The following is a 19,989-nucleotide window of genomic DNA, read 5'->3' as shown; positions in this document are numbered from 1 at the left end:
GAACGCAACTCCAGCAGTACATCAGCTCGGCAAACGTCCACCAGGACCAGCCGGCGTTTCAGACGCACCCCCGGATCCGTCCAACTCCCAGGGCGCGGGGAATGGAAAGTACTCCTGGAGGAATCTATTGATCATCAGATGATACTCTTCCACCTTCTCTGCAGGTGAATCCACATCGTTCACACAGAAGAAATCCTGGGCACGCTTTTTGCGCAACTTCTCCAGCAGAACATGAGCTCGGGGTTGAGCAATATCGACATAGATCATTCTGAAGTCACCAGGAACGGCACCACCCGAGAACATCTCGTTCTGGTGGACCAGGGAAGCCGTCTGGATATCTGAAGTAGATCTGAAACGAGACCTCGTAGTAGCTGCGAACGCCTCACTGTAGGCCTCTTCAGCCGCAAGCACCGCGGAACGGCGGAACGGGTGAGGAACATGCTTGAACTTGTTGACGGTGAACCGTCCGTGCACTTCAGCCAGAAGGGCGCGCACATTTTTGCCCGCCGAGTTCGGAGCAGGTTCCTCGGAGCGAGGTTTGCCGGCACCGACCTTGAACGGGGAGACGGGAACACGAGTGATCCGGTCACCGAAGAAGAAGTGCTGAGGTGTCACCGGACGGCCGACGAAGACATCGTCATTGAGGTAGAGGTAGTGCTCGGACAGGCCGGGGATGTGGTGCAGACGGGTCTCGATAGCGTGCGAGTTGAAGACCGGAAGGGCATCCTCCGGGAAGATCTCGCGATGGGATACCACCCGGACCCGATCCTGATCGGTGTCCAACCACTCCGGGACCTGGTCATCGGTGACAATGTATATGTTGCGCACGAAGGGCGCGTACATCCAAACGGAACGCAAGGAGTACCTCAGCTCGTCATAGCTGGTGTACCGGGACTCGCCATACTCGCGCTCCGCGATCTCAACCTCTTCGGCGGAGAGAAACCTTTTCCTCTTTTCCCTGAGCTTCTCATCGCCGCCGTCGACCCATGTGTAAACCACATCGATGGGGAACTGGACGTCCTCTGCGGTAACGTGGGTGAATATCTCGAATGTTTGAATCTCTTTTTTTCCCACGCTCACCCACGCAGGCTTCTGTTCGTCCAGAGGGAGGACGTCTGCTATGCGATTATGCCGCGGCGCGACAATCGACTCTCGAAGCACGTCTTCAGAATCCTGGGAACGGATCCGAGATATTTCTGCCCGCCCCTCACCGGAGTCAAGGATCTCGGCACCTTCCCGCCAGAACTCGATGTCACAGGCAACTTCAGCGCCGTAGAGCACCTGTCCGGTCGGCCCCAGAACCATCTCTCCGAGCCGAATGGTACTCGCGGACGACAAGCCTGGGGGCAGGGAGGGATCAGAGAGCAACGCAGGCTGGTCCGCACCCTTGATCCCCAACGGAAAAGCGGCGAACACCGCCTTGCTCCTGTGGTGTTCCCGCAGCGCGCTCAACACACGGGTGCGTTCCCGGACGTTGACGCCGACAGTGTGGCGCACCCGGGACTCGGAGGGCACGAGAAAGTAGGAGACCCCCAGCAGGTCCAGGACATCGGAGACCAGGAACAGGTTCCGCGCGGCCGCATCATCACCACCGAGACCGGGTAGCACTCGGCCGACCAACTCCTGCCCACCGAAACGAACCGGCATCAAGGATGCGTCCGATGCGGCCAGAGCTCGGCGGGAAGGAGCGGCCCTCCTGCCTCGGCGACGCTCCTCGAGCGACCGCTGATAACGCGTGGCGCGGTTGCGGAGCCGCTGCGGCAAGGAGCTCACGTTCTCCTCCCGCGTCGGTGAAAGGCACCAAGGGCCCAAAAATATCCCATGTCTGCAAAATTACCACCACAAAAGGGGTGTACTTTGCGCCGAGGGGAGCCCCGTAGAGCGAACCGAAGGCACCCCGGGCTTTCCGGAGGACAGTGAGTGGTCACGGTTCGGCATCGTCCGGGCCGGACGGCCATTTTCGATATGGAACAGCGCGGACGCGGCGCGGTGCTCGCACCGATGCGCCGGGGACCAGGCCTGAAGGTGGTTGCGAACAGGGAGTTCGCGCGGATCATACCGCACACCCCAGATGGGCTCGTTGTAGGCATCGTGATCCTCAGTCGGGTCCGGCCGCCGGTTTCTTGACGGGACGGCGCACGGTGGGGCCGAGGTTCTCACCGCCCGGAGCGGCGGGGACGAGCAGACCCTCGTCGACCCGCGCCGCCCCGCGTGCGGGCAACAGGTCGTCGGCGGTCTTGACGCGGACTGGTCGTGTTCACGTCCAGGGCGCGCGTTCGAGACCGAAAGCGGCCAACCGTTCGGGGTGGACGGGCCCGGATACCGCCGCTGTGGTGTTCGTGCTTGCCCGAGCAGCAAAGACCGGCCCGGTCGGCGCGCAACACGGTCCGACCGGCCCGGTCCCGGCCTCACGGCCCCGGGCCTGTTCCGGCCAGGGGGGATCCGCAGCCGGTGCGTTGCTGCCTTCGCAGGGTGGATGCGGGCGTGCTGGAAGCAACCGCGTTGTCGGCGACCGGTCGGGGGCGCGTGTGGTGTTCAGCAACCGCACAGGACGGGGACGGCCCGCGCGGAGGGGACCAGCACCGCTCGGACCTGGCGTCCGCATTCTCGGCCCGTACCGGGCTCCAGCTCCGACCCGATAATCAAGCGCCAATCGGGTTCAGCAGTCACCCAAGCATCCCAGATCTTTTCTCAGCCCGAAATAACATACGAACGGACACTGCTGAGTTCCACACCTACCCAGGGCACAGGCGCGCATGACCTACGTCTCACTCGCGATATCAGAAAAAACGAAGAAATATCCTTTCCGTATCGGCTGCGCATCAAGGGCATGCGAGGTGGAGGTTCGGGTGCTTCGGGGTTCTCATACTTAAGTTGCACCGAGATTCATTGGTGTGCCACCCCGACCCGTTACCGAAGCCAAGGTCGTACCCCGTGCCCGTTCCCGCTCGCGTTCGTGTCGGCAACGTGGTCGGCAGCCCCGTCCACAGAACCGACCGTGGCGGACGTCGTGCCGACATCGAAGGTCTGCGCGCAGTCGCCGCTCTACTGATCGCCGTCTACCACATCTGGTTCGGCACCATCTCCGGTGGTGTCGACGTCTTCCTGGTCCTCACCGGCTTCCTCATCACCGGATCACTGGTCCGCGCGATCGAACGCGACGGGCGTATCGCCCTCGGCGCCTTCTGGAGCAGGCTGGCCAAGCGGCTCCTCCCCGCCGCGGCGGTGGTACTCGGTGCGGTCCTGGCAGGCGCCTACCTGTTCCTGCCGCGTTCTCGATGGGCCGACGTCATCGCCGAAGTGCAGGCGTCAGCACTGCACTACGGAAACTGGCACCTGGCGAACAACGCTGTCGACTACCTCGCACAGAACAACGAGGCCAGTCCCGTCCAACACTTCTGGTCCCTGGCCGTCCAGTGGCAGTTCTACCTGGCGTGGCCGTTGCTCGTCGCGCTGGCCGGGTTCATCGCGTTCTCCCTGAGCCTCAAAGTCCGACACGTGGCGCTGGGCGTGGTGGCCACGGCCCTGGCGGTGTCCTTCGGCTACTCCCTGTGGATCACCTCGTCGGAACCGGTGTGGGCCTACTTCGACACAGGCGCCCGCCTGTGGGAGTTCGCTTTGGGTGGAACGCTCGCGCTGACACTGCCCTGGCTGCGGATCCCCCGAAGCTGGCGTATCGTCCTGGGATGGTCGGGCTTCACCGCACTTGTCGCATGTGGATTCCTGATCGGAGACACGCTCGCCTTTCCCGGCTACGCCTCGCTGTGGCCGACGCTGGCCACAGCGTCGATCATCATCGCCGGAGCCGGTGACACGAGCCCGCTCGCGGTCGGTCGCTTGCTGGCCTGGCGCCCACTGACCTGGTTGGGCGCACACGCCTACACGCTCTTCCTGTGGCACTGGCCGGTGCTGGTCATCTACCTGGAGCTGACCGGCCAGGTGCGCCCCTCCCTGAGCGGCGGCTTCTTCGTTCTGGGCATCTCCTTCGCCGCAGCACTGGCCACCAGCTGGATCATCGACGGCGGGATCACACGCCTCACACGCGAGCACAGGGGACCTTCCTGGTCTCTGGCCGCCGGGAGCAGCTTCATCATTCCCGTCCTGATCGCCAGCGCCCTCTGGGACGGTTCGATCGAGCAACAGAGCGAGGCCCGCGCAACGCTCAGTTCCGACCCCGCTGCTTATCCGGGTGCGGCCGTGCTCCTGGACCCCGAGTTGGCCGAGAGCCTGCCCACGCTCCCGGTCTATCCCGACACCACGACCGTCGGCCGGGACACCGTTGGCCAAACCGAACAGTGCAACGCTCTGGGGCTCGACACCGAGCTGGTCAGCTGCGAGTTCGGCGATCCGGAGTCCGACTACACGATCGCCATGGTGGGCAGCTCCCACGTGCGTCACTGGTTCCAGGCCCTGGAGACACTGAGCGACCACCACGGCTGGCGTCTGGTCACGATCACCAAGAACTCCTGCCAGTTCAGCGCCGCGACTCAGTACCGTCGCAGCGGCGAAGTGTTCGCCCAGTGCAACGACTGGAACGAGGAAGCAATGGCGATGCTCACCGAACTCCGGCCGGAGGCAGTGTTCGGTCTGGCCACTCTGACAAGCAACGAACCTGACTCCGAGGAGCACGTCCCCGAGGGTTTCGTTGAGCGATGGAACGAGTTGGACGCCCTCGGCATCAAGGTGGCCGCGGTCAGGGACACTCCTCGCTTCGGCTTCCGGGTACCCGAGTGCCTGGACCGCAACGACCGCCTGGAATGCGCGGGGGAGAAGTCCGCCTCCATGGCCGAAACCTCGCCACACCTCGAACTCGAGGACGTCCCCAGCAACACTCGTTTTCTGGACATGACCGAATACCTGTGCCAGGGAGAAACCTGCCCCGGTGTCATCGGCAATCAAATGGTCTTCTACGACACGGACCACTTCTCTTATTCCTTTTCGCAGTCCCTGTCCTTCGTGATGGAACCGCATTTGCTGGAAGCCCTGGATCATGAACCACCCCAAGAGGAACCCAGGCTGAGCGAGTTGCCGATACTCGATCAGCTAGGACCCAAGTCGGGCCCTTGAAGCCACTCAATCGAAAACCAAATGACGCCAAATAAATCCCGACGACCTGCGTGCCGAAACGGTTTTCATATTAACTCGACAACATGATCACCGCGCGGCGACAGCCGCTTCTTTCCTCTCGGCGGTTGCCCTGTCACGGGATCGCTGTTCCTGGCACGACTGTCGTACTGGGCGTGGAAAGCGAAAGGCGCACCTGCTTCGTGGTGTCCTGAACCGGACTGGTCAGGAGAGTTCGCCCCGGCGGCCGCGTTCGAGGAGGTCGTGCAGGCGCTCCACCCAGTCGTCGTGCCCGGGCGGATGGAAGTGGTTGCGCTCCCCCCACTCCCGGATGGGGCGCCGGAAGCGGGTGGCCCGCACATCGGCCAGGGTGCCGAACAGGCCACTGTCCTCGAAGACGGCGTTGCCCTGTGCGGCACCCACGCCGAAGTCCGTGAGGACGAGGGAGGGCACTCTGCGCGCGAGGGCCTCCAGCACGGCCGCCGAACCCACCGCGACGAGGCCGCGGGCCCGGTCCAGCTGCGCGGACAGGTGTCCGGACCGGAAGAACAGCGCGCGCCCGTCGGCCCGCCCGGACACAACCAGGGAGCGCCAGGCCTCCAGGTGGGGGCCGCCGCCGGTCTCCTGCCCCAGGTGCACGACCACCTCCAGGTCGGGGCGGTTCCCGGCCAGGGTCGCCAGAGCGAGGAGAGCGCGCTGACGGCCCCGCTCGGTGTCCGGGGCCCCGGGGCGGGCCGCGTACACCACCCGGTCCCGCCTGACCGCCTCAGCGGGGTCCCGGCGTCCCAGCGGCAGGCTCGCCAGACCCACCTCCCCCCTCATCCCGAGTTTCTCGCCCAGGGTCGTGTACTCGGCGACCTCGCGGTGGCTGTGCGCCACGAGCAGATCGACCCGTGAGCGGTGCAGCCACTCCCCCTCGACCGCGGGCACGGCGAGCGGTTGCAGCGCGGAGACCACCAGGGGCCGGTAACGGCGGACCACCGAGCGCAGTGACCAGGACAGGGCCTCCACCACCGGACCGGCGCAGTTGAGCACGACGGTGTCGGGACGGCGGCGCCAGACGAGTCTGCGGACCTGGCGCGGGGAGAGGACCGGGATCCGCAGGCCCGCCTGCCCGGTGCCCTCGGTCGCGTGGCGGACGCGGGCCGGAGGGGGTGTGCTCTCGGAGCGGACGACGGCCATCCCCACGGCGTTCCCCGGGCCGGAGAGCCGGTCGAGCATCGCGGCGCAGAGCCCGACCCGTTCGGTGGAGTCGGCCACCGCGAGGACCGTGATCGGGCCGGTCCGAGCGCCGGGCCGGCTCCATGGGGGCGTGAGGGACACGAAGCCGTCTCCTTGGCTTTCGGGGTGGACACCCCCAGGCTACACACGGAGAGTAGGCACTCGGGAACGCACCGTCCGACCCTCTGGTGGGAACGGCGACGGCGGCCGCCCCGGGGGACGGCCGCCGTGTGGTGCGTGGTGCGCGGAGGAGCTACTCGCCCTTCCACACGGGGGCGCGCTTCTCGGCGAAGGCCGCCGCCCCCTCCATGGCGTCCTGGCTGACGAACACCGGGCCCGCCAGTTCGTTCTGCCGGTCCCACATCTGCTCGGTGGACCAGTCGTCGGAGGCCTGGATGATCTCCTTGGAGACCTTCAGGGCCAGCGGACCGTTCGGCGTGATGCGGGAGGCGAGGGCCCTGGCCCCCTCCAGCGCACCGCCGCTCTCGGTGACCTGGTTGACCAGGCCCAGGTCCGCGAGGCGCCCGGCGTCGACGAAGTCGCCGGTGAGGGCGAACTCCATCGCGATGTTGCGCGGGATGCGGTGGTGGAGGCGCAGCAGGCCGCCGGCTCCGGCGACCAGGCCGCGCTTGACCTCGGGGATGCCGAACCTGGCGTCCTCGGCGGCCACCACCAGGTCACAGGCGAGCACCGCCTCGAAACCACCGGCGAGGGCGTACCCCTCGACCGCGGCGATCAGCGGCTTCTTCGGGCCGCGCTCGGCGAAACCGCCGAACCCGCGGCCCTCGACCACCGGGACCTCGCCCTTCATGAAGGCCTTGAGGTCCATCCCGGCGCAGAAGGTGCCGCCGGCGCCGGTGATGATCGCGACGTTGACGTCCTTGCGGGCGTCGACGTCGTCGAGGGCCTCGGCGATCCGGGCCGCGACCGCGGCGTTGACCGCGTTCTTGGCCTTGGGACGGTTGATGGTGATGACGGCGACGCCGTCCTCAGCCGTGTAGAGAACCTCGTCGGACACGGTGTCCTCCTACTTGGGGGGCATTCGGAGGGCGCCGTCGATGCGGACGACCTCGCCGTTGACGTAGCTGACCTCGAGGAGGGTCCGGGCGAGCTTGCCGAACTCCTCGGCGGTACCCAGACGCTTGGGGAAGGGCACCGGAGCGGCGAGCTTCTGCTTGAACTCCTCCGAGCCCGGGCCGTCGCCGTAGATGGGCGTCTCCAGGATGCCGGGGGCGAGGGTGTTCACGGTGACGCCGACGGCGGCGAGGTCACGCGCAGCCGGGAGGGTCATGCCGATCACGCCGCCCTTGGAGGAGGAGTACGCGATCTGACCGATCTGGCCCTCGATGCCCGCGAGGGAGGCGGTGTTGAGGATGGAGCCGCGCTCACCGTCCTCGTTGACCGGCTCGGTCTTGGCGATCTCGGCCGCCGCCAGACGGAGCACGTTGAACGTGCCGATCAGGTTGACCTGGATGACCTTCTGGTAGCTGTCCAGGTCGTGCGGGTTGCCGTTCCGGTCGACCGTGCGGGTGGCCCAGCCGATACCGGCGCAGGAGACCGCGACGCGGAAGGGCTTGCCGGTGTCCGCGGCGGCCTGGACGGCGGCCTTGACCTGGTCCTCCTGGGAGACATCGGTGGAGACGAAGACGCCACCGATCTCCTTGGCGATCGCTTCGCCGCGCTCGGCGTTCAGGTCGGCGATGACGACGGTGGCACCGGCGGAGGCGAGTTCCTTGGCGGTGGCCTCACCGAGGCCACTCGCGCCGCCCGAGACAAGGGCGGAGATTCCGTTGAGATCCATGTGCCGCACTCTACCGAGGATGTGACCCACACACTAGAACCGGGTTCGGTTAATCGTGGGTAATGCTGTGGCCGGCACTTCGGGGAGCCCGGAGCGGGTATGGGGAAACCGCCCCACTCCGTCGTCACGCAGCGCTACGTTCCCCTCATGCGAAGAACAGCGACACTAGAGTGGGCTCAGGAATCGACCCAGGAGGATTCGATGGCCGAGCCGCTCCCCGACTGGTTCCTCACCCCGCCCGGGGGTTGGACCGCCGACGACATGGACAACCTTCCACCGGGTGCCCCCCGGATGGAACTCATCGACGGAGCGCTCGTCTTGCTTTCCCCCCAGACCCGGTTCCACTCACAAGTCATGCGCCGCCTGGCAAACGAGTTGGAGGAGGCAGCGCCAAAAGGAATTGATGTCCTGCTGGAGATGACGATGAAACTCGGCAAGCACCAGCGTCCGGAGCCCGACATCCTCGTCTACGGGTTCGAAGAGGGTGCTGACGACCACCTCGACTGGTACCGGGCCACCCACGTTCCGCCCGAGGACGTGCTCATCGCCGTCGAGATCGTCTCGGAGGAGTCCCAGGACCTGGACCGGACGACCAAGCCGTTGAAGTACGCGGCCGCCGGTATCCCGCACTTCTGGCGGATCGAACGCGAACAGGACGGACCCGCGGTCCACGTGTTCGAGCTCGACGGGGTCCGGGACCCCAGGTACGTTCCGATCACCATCGCCCGGGAACGCCTCAAGCTGGACGTCCCCTTCCCGGTCGACATCGACGTGAGAGCGCTGACCGGCCGGCGTTAGACGTCACCGCCGCAGGGCCCTGCCCAGGCGCTGCTGCCTGCGGCGCCCCCGCCACCTCGGCAGGGCCTCCCGCGCCAGGTCGGCGGCGCCGATCACCCCCGCCTCGTTGCCCAGGGCAGCGGCCACCACGCGCGCCTGCGGCCGGTAGCCCCGGCCGGTCAGCACCTTGCCGAACGCGTTCCTCGCCGGGCCCAGCAACAGCTCGCCCGCCTCGGAGACGCCTCCCCCGATCACGAACAGCTCGGGGTCGAAGGCGGCGGCCAGGTTGGCCAGGCCCGACCCCAGCCAGCCGCCCGCCTCCTCCAGCAGCTCCCGGCAGGCCGGATCCCCCTTGCGGGCCAGCTCGCTCACCAGCGCTCCGGTGATCAGACCCGGGTCACCGCCGACCGCCTGGCTCAGTGCCCCGGCCACCGGCGACTCCGCCGCCACCAGCTCCCGCGCCTCCCGGGTGAGCGCGTTGCCGCTGGCGTACTGCTCCCAGCACCCCCGGTTCCCGCACTCGCAGCGGTGACCGCCCGGGACCACCGTCATGTGCCCGAACTCGCCCGCGATCCCGTAACGGCCACGGCGCAGCCGACCGTCCAGCACGATCGCGCCGCCGATGCCCGTGCCCAGGTTCACGACCACCACGTCGTCCACACCCTGGCCGGAGCCGGCGCGCACCTCGGCCCAGGCGGAGGCGTTGGCGTCGTTCTCCACGACCACGGGCAGCCCCAGCCGCAGCGACAGCGCGTCCCGGATCGGTTCCTGGCGCCAGGACAGGTGCGGGGCGAACAGCACCCGGGAGCGCCGCTCGTCGACAAACCCGGCCGCGCCCACCCCCACCGCCCGGACCGCGAACTCCCGGCGCAGTTCCGACACGACCGACACGATCGTGTCCTCCACCACCGAAGGACTCTTGCTCCGCTCCGGCGTCTGGGTGCGCAGGCGCGCCAGCACCCGTCCGCCGGGGGTGACCACGCCTGCGGCGACCTTGGTCCCGCCGATGTCCACACCGATCGTCAGGGAGTGCCCGTACCGCACATCCGTCGCCATTCCAGCTCCGCTCCACCGCACCGCGTACACACGAGAACGCGCACCCGGGCCGCTCTGTGCCCGGATGCGCGCGAAAACCGGAAAAGTCCCCCGGAGGAGGACAGGCCGGAAGGAACCCTAGCCGAGGGCGGAACGCACCACCCCGGCCAGGCGCTCGGCCACGGCGGCGGCCTGCTCCTGTTCGGGGGCCTCCACCATGACCCGGACCTTCGGTTCGGTCCCGCTGGGCCGGATCAGCACCCGGCCGGTCTCGCCCAGCTCGGCCTCGGCGGCACGGACCGCCTCGGCCAGTTCCTCGGACTCGGCGGCGCGGTCCCTGTCGACGTCGGGAACGTTGATGAGGATCTGCGGAAGCCGGGTCATCACCTTGGCCAGTTCGGCCAGGCCCTGCTTGTGGTGGGCCATGGCGGACAGCAGGTGCAGACCGGTCAGCAGACCGTCCCCGGTGGTGGCGTGGTCGAGCAGGATCACGTGGCCGGACTGCTCGCCGCCCAGGCCGAACCCGCCGCGCTTCATCTCCTCCAGCACGTACCGGTCGCCGACCGCGGTCTCCACCACGGTGATGCCCTCACGGGCCATCGCCAGTTTCAACCCCAGGTTGGACATGACCGTCACCACGAGGGTGTCCTCGGCGAGCCTGCCGGCCTCCTTGGCCTCGGTCGCCAGGATCGCGAGGATCTGGTCGCCGTCCACGACGTCACCGTCGGCGTCCACCGCCAGGCAGCGGTCGGCGTCGCCGTCGTTGGCGATACCGGCGTCGGCACCGTGCAGGCGCACCGCCTCCTGCAGGGCCGCCAGGTTCGTCGAGCCGCAGCCCTGGTTGATGTTGTACCCGTCGGGCCGGTCCCCGATCGCGATGACCTCGGCGCCCGCCCGGCGCAGCGCCTCGGGAGCGACGGTGCTGGCCGAGCCGTGGGCGCAGTCCATCACGACCTTGAGCCCCTTGAGGCTGTGCGGAAGGGAGTCCAGGACGTGCCGGGTGTACAGCTCGGCTCCGTCGCGGGACTCGGTGACTCGGCCGACCGCGTCGCCCACGGCAGGGGTCGAGGGGACGCCGAGCATGCCCTCGATCTCCTCCTCCAGGGCGTCCTCCAGCTTCTGGCCGCCCTTGGCGAAGAACTTGATCCCGTTGTCCGGGGCCGGGTTGTGGCTCGCGGAGAGCATCACACCGAAGTCGGCTTCCAGCGCCCCGGTCAGGTAGGCGACGGCCGGGGTCGGAAGCACCCCGACCTTCACGACGTCCACACCGGTACTGGCCAGACCGGCGACGACCGCGGCCTCCAGGAACTCCCCGGACGCGCGGGGGTCGCGGCCCACGACCGCGCGCGGTCGGCGGTTCCCCTCCGTCCCGGCCAGGACCCGCGCCCCGGCGATGGACAGTTCCAGGGTGAGTGCAGCGGTCAGGTCGCGTCCCGCGAGACCACGGACGCCGTCTGTTCCGAACAGCTGAGCCACAGGCGACAACCCCTTTCAGAAGCGGCGCCGGATGACCCCGGCGCCGGGAAAGTTCAGCGTGGCGGAGAAAGCCACCGGAAAAAACGAAGGCCCGTACGCCGCCCCGGATATCAGGGGCGACGTACGGGCCAAAGCTCAGCCGAGCAGGTGCCGGCGCATGAGCATTAACGCTTGGAGAACTGCGGGGCCTTGCGCGCCTTCTTGAGACCGGCCTTCTTCCGCTCGACCTCACGGTCGTCACGGGTGAGGAAACCGGCCTTCTTCAGGGTCGGGCGGTTGTTCTCGGCGTCCAGGGACGCCAGGGCCCGGGCGATGCCGTGACGCAGGGCGCCGGCCTGACCGCTGGTGCCGCCGCCGTCCAGACGGGCGAAGACGTCGTAGGCGCCATCGAACCCGAGGGAGACGAAGGGGTCGTTGACGGTCTGCTGGTGGACCTTGTCCGGGAAGTAGGCATCAAGCGGCTTGCCGTTGATCTTCCACTCGCCGGAACCAGGGGCGATGCGAACGCGGGCGACGGCCTGCTTACGACGACCGGTACCGGCGCTGGGGCCGGACGCGGTGGGGACGTAGGCGGCGGTCGTCTCTTCCGACTCGCTGGTGAACTCGGAGGGGAACTCCTCCGGGTTGTCGGCGATTTCCTGCTCGACGTTCTCGATGCCGGTGGGCTCGACCACGGTTATCCTCGTGCTTCCTGTAAAAGTCTGCGAACGCCTAGGCGGGCTGCTCGATCTTGGTGATTTCGAACGGAACCGGCTGCTGGGCCTGGTGCGGGTGCTCCGCGCCGGCGTACACCTTGAGCTTCTTGGCCATCTGACGGCCGAGGGAGCCGTTGGGCAGCATCCCCTTGATGGCCTTCTCGATGGCCCGCTCGGGGTTCTTCTCCAGCAGGTCGGCGTACGCGATCGAACGCAGGCCGCCGGGGTAACCGGAGTGCCGGTAGGCGCGCTTCTGCTCCAGCTTCTTACCGGTCAGCGCGACCTTGTCGGCGTTCACGACGATCACGAAGTCGCCGGTGTCGATGTGGGGCGCGTAGTAGGGCTTGTGCTTGCCCCGAAGCAGCGTGGCAACCTGGCTCGCCATACGCCCGAGCACAAGGTCGGTAGCGTCGACAACGTGCCACTGACGCTGGACATCGCTTGGTTTGGGGCTGTATGTGCGCACGATCGTTTGCCTTCGCTCTTCAGTCGGCTGCCCCATCCCGAACGGGATGGTGGACTCGTATTACGGAACACCCCAACGGGTGCGGGGCCGGGAACAGACCCCGCGGGTGCGGGGCTGTTACTTTGGCCGGATGTCCCATGTCCAATCAGGACGACCCGGTCGTGAGTGCGCAGACGATGGTGCGTGGATCGGCACCCAGCTTCGGGAGTTTGGGGCCCACGGCAACTCAACGCACAACGACGAAATATCCTACCCGTCCACCCTAACGCAGGTCAAAGCGAGCGCCGGGCCGACCGATGGGATCGCCTGGCGGGAAAGCGCCGGGACGGGTTCACATCCGTGACCTCTCCGCCTTTTATTATGCCCGTTGTCAGGAGTGCTTCGTCCTGCTCCCGCCCGCGCGTTGGTTACCCTTGCACCGAAAGGCCGGTCTCCGCCCGGCACCACGGGCGAAGACGTGAACCTTGGAGACGCCCGTCACGGTCGACCGAACGCGCCGAACCAGCACGGACGCCACAGCGCGGACCAGGCCACGGGCCCGGCGAGCCGCGGTCCAGTCCCACCCTCAGAGCCTTCGGAGACTCCTATCAGTACCCATCCGAACCAGCCCCAGTACGGCCCAGACGGACGACCTCTCCAGCCGGGGGCCGGTGACGGCCAGGACCTGCTCGGTTCGCCCCCACAGCCTGAGGGCCAGCATCCCACACCGGACCCGCAGCGACCGTACGGCGCGCCCGCCGGTGGCCCCTCGGGCCCGCAGCCGCCGCAGTACCCGAGCGGCCCGCAGTCCCCCCAGGGCTTCCCCCCGCAGGGGCAGCACCCCCAGGCACCCCGCCACCAGATCCCCCCCGGCCCGCAGAGCGGACCGCAGGTCCCACCGGCTCCGCAGAGCGGACCGCAGCTTCCACCGCACGCCGCCCCCAGCGGCCCGCGCGCTCCGCTGCCGCCCAACGGCCCCGGGCAGGGCGGGCCCCTGCCCGGCGGACCGACCGGCGGCCGCCCCGGAATGGGACATGTCACCCAGAGTGGGCCGAACTACCCCCAGGGCGGCCCCCACCCGGCCCCTCCCGGCCCGGGTCGCCCCGACCCCGGCCAGGCCCCTCCCCCCGGCGTACCGGGGACCGGGCCGCAGAGCGCTCCGCTGCCGCCGCACATGCAGGGCCGTCCGCCCCAGGCGCCTTCCGGTCACCCCCAGGGGACGCCCGGTCCGGCCCAGGGCCCGCTCGGGACGCCCCAGGGTCCCCCCGGCCCGATGCAGGGCGTGCCCACCGGCGGTCAGCCCCCGATGCACCACCAGGGGCCCGGCCGGCCGAACACCCTCCCGCCCGGTGCCCCCGCCGTCCCGCCCCACGGCGGCCAGGGCGCACCCGGTCTGCCCCCGACCGGCGCCCCCGCCATGCCGCCGAACAGTGGTCCCGGCACACCCCCGCCCCCGGCTCCCCAGGGCTACCAGCCACCCCCCGCGCCACCCCGGCCCGAGGACGAGCCCGTCTTCCCCGTGGACGCCATGGGCGCGACCCAGAACCTGAACGCGGTCCCCGGCCCCGGCGCAGCCGCCGGTGACCGACCGCTGTACCGGGACGAGGTCCCCGAGGACGCCGGGGCCGACACCGCGCAGTTCGACGTCCAGGGCGTCCAGGACTACGACGACTACGACGATTACGACGACCAGTACCCGCAGCGCCCCTCGAACCGGCGCGGACTCCTCATGGGCGCGGGCTTCGTCGCCCTGCTCGTGGTGGCCGGCGGCGGGGCCTTCTACTTCGCCAGCGGCGGCTTCGGCTCCGGCGGAACCAACGCCGTCACCGTCGCCGACGAGGGCAGCGACCAGAGGGCCCTCACCCCGGACACGCTGTTCCCCGCCGAATTGGAGATCGACGGCCAGGGCACGTTCAGCCGCGTGGCCGTCGACGACAGCGAGGACTGCGCCACCGGTACCCACGGCGACTACGGTCAGGTCCTCACCGACAACGACTGCCGCCAGCTGGTGCGGGCCTCCTACCTGAGCGAGGACCAGAACCACGCCGTCACCGTCGGGATCGCGGCCATGCCCAGCGACGCCGAGGCCGAGACGGCCCTGGGCGCGCAGGACCTGGTCGGCGCCCAGTGGTTCGCCGGGCTGCCCGGTGAGGAGGGCTCCCCCGCCGAACGTCTGGGCTACTCGGGCGGACACGGCAGCAGCGGCCAGTGGGGCCGCTACCTCCTCTTCTCCCTGTCCGCGAACAGCGACGGCAGCGACGACGACTCCGACGGGGAGGGGGCCGGGGCCACCGAACTGCGCGACATCGGTGAGGGCTTCATCGAAACAGCCCACGAGGCGCTCGCCGAGGACCGCGCCTGACCCGCGCACGGCGGCGGCGCCGGTTCCGGGCCACTGATCGTGGCCCGGAACCGGCGCCGCTCGCAGTCGGGCTCCGCCCGGCCCCGTGGGGCCTGTGGGCGCACCCCGCGCCCCGGCCCCGTGCGCCTCACCCCGAGTGCCCCCTGCACGGCAGCTCACGCACCCGCCGGGTGCGGACGGCGCGCTCCGCCAGTTCCTCGTCGGGCGGGTAGCGCACCTCCTCGAGGCTCAGCCCCTGAGGGCCGACCACGTGCACCGAGGAGTCGCGTACAGCGGTGCCCAGGACCCGGCCGGGCCACTCGACGTCCCTGCGCCCGTCGCCCACCGCCAGGAGGGCCCCCACGAGCGCGCGCACCATGTTGTGGCAGAACGCGTCGGCCTGGATCGTCCCGGCGATCAGGTGTTCGTCCTCGCGCACCCACTCCAGGCGCAACAGCTCCCGGATGGTCGTGGCGCCCTCGCGCTTCTTACAGAAGGCCGCGAAGTCGTGCTCGCCGACCAGCAGTGCGGCGGCCTCGTTCATCCGGCCCACGTCCACCGGGTGCCGGTGCCACAGCACGTCCCTGCGACGCAGCGGGTCCACCCCGTAGGGAGCGTCGCTGACCCGGTACACGTAACGGCGGAACAGCGGGGAGAAACGCGCGTCGAACCCCGCGGGCGCGACTCGGACGGCGCTCACCCGGACGTCCTTCGGAAGCACCCCGGCGAGCCTGCGCAGGATCCGCTCACCCTCGCTCTCCCAGGCGGCGACCGGAACGTCCACCTGGGCCACCTGGCCACGAGCGTGCACCCCCGCGTCCGTGCGCCCGGCGCACGTCACCGAGGCCTCCGGCAACCGGAGCACCTTCGCCAGGGCCGCCTCCAGCTCCCCCTGCACGGTGCGCCGGGTCGGCTGGGCGGCCCAACCCGAGAAGTCGGTGCCGTCGTAGGCGATGTCCAGCCGCAGCCGGACGGTCGTGTCGTTCTCGTCCATCCCCACCCCGATCAGGTAGCCGGGTGCCGCAGGCCCCGGGAAAAGGAAAGTGCCCGACCCCCGCGGGGGTCGGGCACTCGTCGAGCGTGTCGTGCGGGCCGGAGCCCGGCACGTCAGCCCTACTTGCTCTCAGAGCTCTCCTCGGTGGCCTCGGGGGCCTCCGCGGCGGTGTCCTCGGCCTTGGCCTCGGCGGGCTCCTCGACGGGAGCGGACGCCGGGGCGGCGGGGGCGCTCAGCGCCTCAACCAGCTCGATGACCGCCATCGGGGCGTTGTCGCCCTTGCGCGGACCGATCTTGGTGATACGGGTGTAACCACCGGGGCGGTTCTCGAAGCGCGGGCCGATCTCGGTGAAGAGCTCGTGCACGACGGCCTTGTCCGTGATCTTGGTCAGGACCTGGCGGCGGGCGTGCAGGTCACCGCGCTTGCCGAGGGTGATGAGCTTCTCGGCGTACGGACGCAGGCGCTTGGCCTTGGCCTCCGTGGTGCGGATGCGGCCGTGCTGGAACAGCGAGGTGGCAAGGTTCGCCAGGATGTGCCGCTCGTGAGCGGGCCCGGAACCCAGACGGGCGCCCTTGGTAGGCGTGGGCATGGTGTCGTTCTCCTAGTGATGCGGTCCACGGCCGCACTCGGCCGGGGACCATTGGGCGACGAAGGTCAGTACTGCTCCGTCTCGACGAAGGAGTCACCCTCGTCGTCCTCGGAGCCGTAGGAGTCGGCCGCAGTGCTGGGGTCGAATCCGGGCGGGGAGTCCTTCAGGGACAGGCCCATGTCGATGAGCTTCTGCTTGACCTCATCGATGGACTTGGCACCGAAGTTGCGGATGTCCAACAGGTCCTGCTCGGAGCGGGCAACCAGCTCACCAACGCTGTGGATGCCCTCCCGCTTGAGGCAGTTGTAGGACCGGACCGTGAGGTTGAGGTCCTCGATCGGCAGCGCCAGGTCCGCCGCGAGAGCGGCGTCCGTGGGCGACGGGCCCATGTCGATGCCCTCGGCGTCGACGTTGAGCTCACGCGCCAGACCGAACAGCTCGACCAGGGTCTTGCCCGCGCTGGCCACGGCGTCACGGGGACGGATGGCCGGCTTGGTCTCGATGTCGACGATCAGGCGGTCGAAGTCGGTGCGCTGCTCGACTCGGGTGGCCTCGACCTTGTAGGTCACACGCAGCACCGGCGAGTAGATGGAGTCGATCGGGATCCGACCGATCTCCTGGCCCTGCTGCTTGTTCTGCGTCGCGGAGACGTAACCGCGGCCGCGCTCGACCGTCAGCTCCATCTCCAGCTTGCCCTTACCGTTCAGCGTGGCGAGGTGCAGGTCGGGGTTGTGCACCTCGACACCCGCCGGCGGAGCGATGTCCGCGGCGGTCACCACGCCGGGGCCCTGCTTGCGCAGGTACATCAGAACCGGCTCGTCGTGCTCGGAGCTGACGACCAGGCCCTTGAGGTTGAGGATCATCTCGGTGACGTCCTCCTTGACACCGGGCACGGTGGTGAACTCGTGCTCGACGCCCTCGATGCGGATGCTGGTCACAGCCGCACCGGGGATGGAGGACAGCAGGGTACGCCGAAGCGAGTTACCGATGGTGTAACCGAAGCCCGGCTCCAGCGGCTCGATGACAAACCTCGAGCGCAGGTCCGAGACGACTTCCTCGGCGAGCGTGGGACGCTGTGCGATCAACATGGTCCGTGTTTTCCCTTCCACATGGCCGTCCGCTATATGACGGCCACCGGATGGGCACCCCCGGAGCGGTGGTGCCCTCTACTCGGATTCCTACCCTGCCCGCGCGGCCCCCATCCGGGGCCGCGGCGGGCGCACCAACGGGGCGCCCGCGCGGTAGGAGGCGCGGACGCCGGTGCCGATCAGACGCGGCGGCGCTTCGGCGGGCGGCAGCCGTTGTGCGGAACCGGGGTGACGTCCTGGATGGAACCCACCTCGAGGCCGGTCGCCTGGAGCGAACGGATGGCGGTCTCCCGACCCGAACCCGGACCCTTCACGAAGACGTCGACCTTGCGGACGCCGTGCTCCTGGGCGCGACGGGCAGCGGCCTCGGCGGCCATCTGCGCGGCGTACGGGGTGGACTTACGCGACCCCTTGAAGCCGACCTGTCCCGAACTGGCCCAAGCGATCACCGCACCGGTGGGGTCGGTGATGCTCACAACCGTGTTGTTGAACGTGCTCTTGATGTGAGCGTGCCCGTGGGCAATGTTCTTCTTTTCCTTGCGGCGCACCTTGCGCGCGGCACCCTGACGGCCCTTAGGCGGCATGAGCGAAACTCCCAGAGATCATCGGTCCGTGTGTGTCTTCTCGGACGCGGTTGACAGGTCCGAGTCGGACTACTTCTTGCCGGCCTTCTTCTTGCCGGCCACGGTCTTCTTCTTGCCCTTGCGGGTACGGGCGTTGGTCTGCGTGCGCTGACCACGGACCGGGAGGCCACGACGGTGGCGGATGCCCTGGTAGCTCCCGATCTCCATCTTGCGACGGATGTCGGCCTGGACCTCGCGTCGCAGGTCACCCTCGACCTGGTAGTTGGCGTCGATCCACTCGCGCAGCTTGACCAGGTCCTCTTCGGACATCTGGTAGACGCGGGTGTTCCCGTCGACACCGGTGTTCTTCAGCGTTTCGAGGGCGCGGGTACGGCCAACCCCGAAAACGTAAGTGAGAGCGATCTCCACCCGCTTGTCGCGGGGGAGGTCAACGCCGGCAATACGTGCCATGTGGGCGAGACTCCATCCATGCATGTGCGGAGGTCTGACCCGTTCCATCCTCTCGTCGCCCAATCGACGAGGCCCCGGCCTCCGACCGGGGGTTCTCCCCCGCGCGTCCTCGACGGCGGGAGATCGGAACAGGTTTTCGTTGTTTCACTTGCCCGGCGGGGAGATACTCCCCTGCCGGGTCCTCGCTGTGCGGAAGCCGCGGCGAGCGGACCGGGGTGACTAACCCTGGCGCTGCTTGTGGCGCGGGTCCGAGCAAATGACCATGATCCGTCCGTTACGACGGATCACGCGGCACTTCGCGCAGATCTTCTTCACGCTCGGCTTGACCTTCATGGTGACTCCGAACTCATCACATCACCAGTCTTGGGCCGTGCGGCCCCTGACGGGCTACTTGTAGCGGTAAACGATGCGCCCGCGCGTGAGGTCGTACGGGCTCAGCTCCACGACGACCCGGTCGTCGGGGAGAATACGGATGTAGTTCATCCGCATCTTGCCGCTGATGTGGGCAAGGACCGTGTGCTTGTTGTCGAGCTCTACCTTGAACATAGCGTTGGGTAGCGACTCGACAACGGAACCCTCGATCTCGATGGCGCCGTCTTTCTTCGCCATGTCCTCCACGCCTCGCTCATCAATTGGTTGATCATGACAACCCGACGCGACCCCAGTGGCCTCGCATGACACGAAGGCTCCGGCGATCGCGGTGGACCGGATCGCCAAAGCCGAAACACACTGGAAGCTCGGGCCAACTGCAAGAGAGCGTACGCCTGTGGAATGACGTGGCACAAAGAAGGCAGACTGACCCAACAGCCCGCGTATGGGCAGTGTCAGTCTATCCCCTTCGGACAAGTACTCCTAACCGGAGGACGCAGCAGCCTACACCGTCCGCGGCTCGGGCCTGACCGGACGGCGACCTCCCCGCTGACCCCGTCGGGGCCTCACCATACAACACGGGTGCGGGGCGTGCCGTTCCCTCAGCTCTCGCCCTGCCCGCGCTGGGCGGCGAGCACACCGAAGGTGACCACCGACATCAGGATCCCCCAGGGGCCGAGCACCCACAGGAACCAGGGGTAGTCGGCACCGGTCGTGAAGTAGAGGATCAGCCAGATGGAGAAGCACAGGATGTTCACGCCCCCGTAGAGGACCCACGGAACCATGAGTGCCGGGTCGCGCATCCGCAGGGGCGGCACCGAGCTGTCGGAGACGGCGACCCGGCCGATGTCGGCCAGGTCCCGTTCGGGGAGGTCGGTGGTGACCCTCGCCAGCTCGTCCACGGTCCTGGCGCGGTAGACCTCGCCGAGGCGTTCGGTGAACTCCTCGTGGTCGAGCCGGCCCTGCGCGAAGTGCTCCTGGAGCAACTGCGCGACACGGTCGCGTTCGGAGTCGGACGAACGCATCGACGGCGCCGGATCGGACACTGCGCACACCTCG

General features: G+C 68.4%; 21 protein-coding genes. 3 read left to right on the top strand and 18 right to left on the bottom strand.

Annotated elements, in window-relative coordinates; all coding sequences use genetic code 11:
* Positions 1–21: 21 nt before the first annotated feature.
* Both ACUKCB_RS25240 and ACUKCB_RS25235 read right to left on the bottom strand, forming a co-directional pair.
* Positions 22–1,647, bottom strand: a complete 1,626-nt coding sequence (locus tag ACUKCB_RS25240) for a stealth family protein (protein ID WP_473038047.1) — start codon at positions 1,645–1,647, stop codon at positions 22–24.
* Between the two features lie 451 nt (positions 1,648–2,098).
* Positions 2,099–2,221, bottom strand: a complete 123-nt coding sequence (locus ACUKCB_RS25235) for a hypothetical protein (RefSeq protein WP_473038046.1) — start codon at positions 2,219–2,221, stop codon at positions 2,099–2,101.
* A gap of 713 nt (positions 2,222–2,934) precedes the next feature.
* On the opposite strand from ACUKCB_RS25235, the gene ACUKCB_RS25230 reads away from it, so the two are divergent.
* The gene (locus tag ACUKCB_RS25230) at positions 2,935–5,067 is read left to right on the top strand and encodes an acyltransferase family protein (RefSeq protein WP_473038045.1); all 2,133 of its coding nucleotides are present in this window, start codon (positions 2,935–2,937) and stop codon (positions 5,065–5,067) included.
* Between the two features lie 222 nt (positions 5,068–5,289).
* On the opposite strand, the gene ACUKCB_RS25225 is transcribed toward ACUKCB_RS25230, so the two are convergent.
* From ACUKCB_RS25225 to ACUKCB_RS25215, 3 genes are all read right to left on the bottom strand, one after another.
* Positions 5,290–6,387: a DUF6716 putative glycosyltransferase gene (locus ACUKCB_RS25225; protein WP_473038044.1), complete on the bottom strand. Its 1,098-nt coding sequence runs from the start codon at positions 6,385–6,387 to the stop codon at positions 5,290–5,292.
* A 151-nt stretch (positions 6,388–6,538) separates the two neighbouring features.
* Positions 6,539–7,303 carry a crotonase/enoyl-CoA hydratase family protein gene (locus ACUKCB_RS25220; protein ID WP_473038043.1) on the bottom strand — a complete coding sequence of 255 codons (765 nt, stop codon included), beginning with the start codon at positions 7,301–7,303 and terminating at the stop codon, positions 6,539–6,541.
* 9 nt (positions 7,304–7,312) lie between these two features.
* Complete coding sequence (locus ACUKCB_RS25215; RefSeq protein WP_473038042.1) at positions 7,313–8,086, bottom strand: SDR family NAD(P)-dependent oxidoreductase; 774 nt, start codon at positions 8,084–8,086, stop codon at positions 7,313–7,315.
* Between the two features lie 201 nt (positions 8,087–8,287).
* On the opposite strand from ACUKCB_RS25215, the gene ACUKCB_RS25210 reads away from it, so the two are divergent.
* Positions 8,288–8,884, top strand: a complete 597-nt coding sequence (locus tag ACUKCB_RS25210) for a Uma2 family endonuclease (RefSeq protein ID WP_473038041.1) — start codon at positions 8,288–8,290, stop codon at positions 8,882–8,884.
* Positions 8,885–8,887: 3 nt separating this feature from the next.
* Here ACUKCB_RS25210 and ACUKCB_RS25205 read toward each other — a convergent pair whose 3' ends face one another.
* The 5 genes from ACUKCB_RS25205 to ACUKCB_RS25185 form a co-directional block, all read right to left on the bottom strand.
* Positions 8,888–9,919, bottom strand: coding sequence for an ROK family glucokinase (locus ACUKCB_RS25205; RefSeq protein WP_473038040.1), 1,032 nt, complete (start codon positions 9,917–9,919; stop codon positions 8,888–8,890).
* A 117-nt stretch (positions 9,920–10,036) separates the two neighbouring features.
* Entirely contained in the window at positions 10,037–11,374 is a 1,338-nt protein-coding gene (glmM, locus tag ACUKCB_RS25200) for a phosphoglucosamine mutase (protein WP_473038038.1), read from the bottom strand.
* 164 nt (positions 11,375–11,538) lie between these two features.
* The gene (rpsI, locus tag ACUKCB_RS25195; RefSeq protein ID WP_191266566.1) at positions 11,539–12,048 is read right to left on the bottom strand and encodes a 30S ribosomal protein S9; all 510 of its coding nucleotides are present in this window, start codon (positions 12,046–12,048) and stop codon (positions 11,539–11,541) included.
* 37 nt (positions 12,049–12,085) lie between these two features.
* Positions 12,086–12,535 carry a 50S ribosomal protein L13 gene (rplM, locus tag ACUKCB_RS25190; protein ID WP_191266568.1) on the bottom strand — a complete coding sequence of 150 codons (450 nt, stop codon included), beginning with the start codon at positions 12,533–12,535 and terminating at the stop codon, positions 12,086–12,088.
* A 565-nt stretch (positions 12,536–13,100) separates the two neighbouring features.
* Positions 13,101–13,550: a hypothetical protein gene (locus ACUKCB_RS25185; protein WP_473038037.1), complete on the bottom strand. Its 450-nt coding sequence runs from the start codon at positions 13,548–13,550 to the stop codon at positions 13,101–13,103.
* 237 nt (positions 13,551–13,787) lie between these two features.
* On the opposite strand from ACUKCB_RS25185, the gene ACUKCB_RS25180 reads away from it, so the two are divergent.
* Entirely contained in the window at positions 13,788–14,876 is a 1,089-nt protein-coding gene (locus tag ACUKCB_RS25180) for a hypothetical protein (RefSeq protein ID WP_473038035.1), read from the top strand.
* Between the two features lie 127 nt (positions 14,877–15,003).
* On the opposite strand, the gene truA is transcribed toward ACUKCB_RS25180, so the two are convergent.
* From truA to ACUKCB_RS25140, 8 genes are all read right to left on the bottom strand, one after another.
* A complete protein-coding gene (gene truA, locus ACUKCB_RS25175; RefSeq protein ID WP_473038034.1) occupies positions 15,004–15,849 on the bottom strand; it encodes a tRNA pseudouridine(38-40) synthase TruA in 846 nt (281 codons plus the stop codon).
* A gap of 119 nt (positions 15,850–15,968) precedes the next feature.
* Positions 15,969–16,439, bottom strand: a complete 471-nt coding sequence (gene rplQ / locus ACUKCB_RS25170; protein ID WP_191266575.1) for a 50S ribosomal protein L17 — start codon at positions 16,437–16,439, stop codon at positions 15,969–15,971.
* Between the two features lie 65 nt (positions 16,440–16,504).
* Positions 16,505–17,527, bottom strand: a complete 1,023-nt coding sequence (locus ACUKCB_RS25165) for a DNA-directed RNA polymerase subunit alpha (RefSeq protein ID WP_191266579.1) — start codon at positions 17,525–17,527, stop codon at positions 16,505–16,507.
* Positions 17,528–17,706: 179 nt separating this feature from the next.
* Complete coding sequence (gene rpsK / locus ACUKCB_RS25160) at positions 17,707–18,111, bottom strand: 30S ribosomal protein S11 (RefSeq protein ID WP_191266590.1); 405 nt, start codon at positions 18,109–18,111, stop codon at positions 17,707–17,709.
* Positions 18,112–18,180: 69 nt separating this feature from the next.
* On the bottom strand, positions 18,181–18,561 hold the full coding sequence (rpsM, locus tag ACUKCB_RS25155) for a 30S ribosomal protein S13 (protein WP_191266592.1): 381 nt from the start codon (positions 18,559–18,561) through the stop codon (positions 18,181–18,183).
* 219 nt (positions 18,562–18,780) lie between these two features.
* A complete protein-coding gene (gene rpmJ, locus ACUKCB_RS25150) occupies positions 18,781–18,894 on the bottom strand; it encodes a 50S ribosomal protein L36 (RefSeq protein WP_013156136.1) in 114 nt (37 codons plus the stop codon).
* Between the two features lie 54 nt (positions 18,895–18,948).
* Positions 18,949–19,170, bottom strand: a complete 222-nt coding sequence (gene infA, locus ACUKCB_RS25145; protein ID WP_017578623.1) for a translation initiation factor IF-1 — start codon at positions 19,168–19,170, stop codon at positions 18,949–18,951.
* Positions 19,171–19,532: 362 nt separating this feature from the next.
* Positions 19,533–19,976, bottom strand: a complete 444-nt coding sequence (locus ACUKCB_RS25140) for a DUF1707 domain-containing protein (RefSeq protein WP_473038032.1) — start codon at positions 19,974–19,976, stop codon at positions 19,533–19,535.
* Positions 19,977–19,989 lie beyond the last annotated feature (13 nt).

It is taken from the genome of Nocardiopsis moroccensis, assembly GCF_055763695.1.
This window is presented reverse-complemented; position numbering and strand designations above follow the sequence as displayed.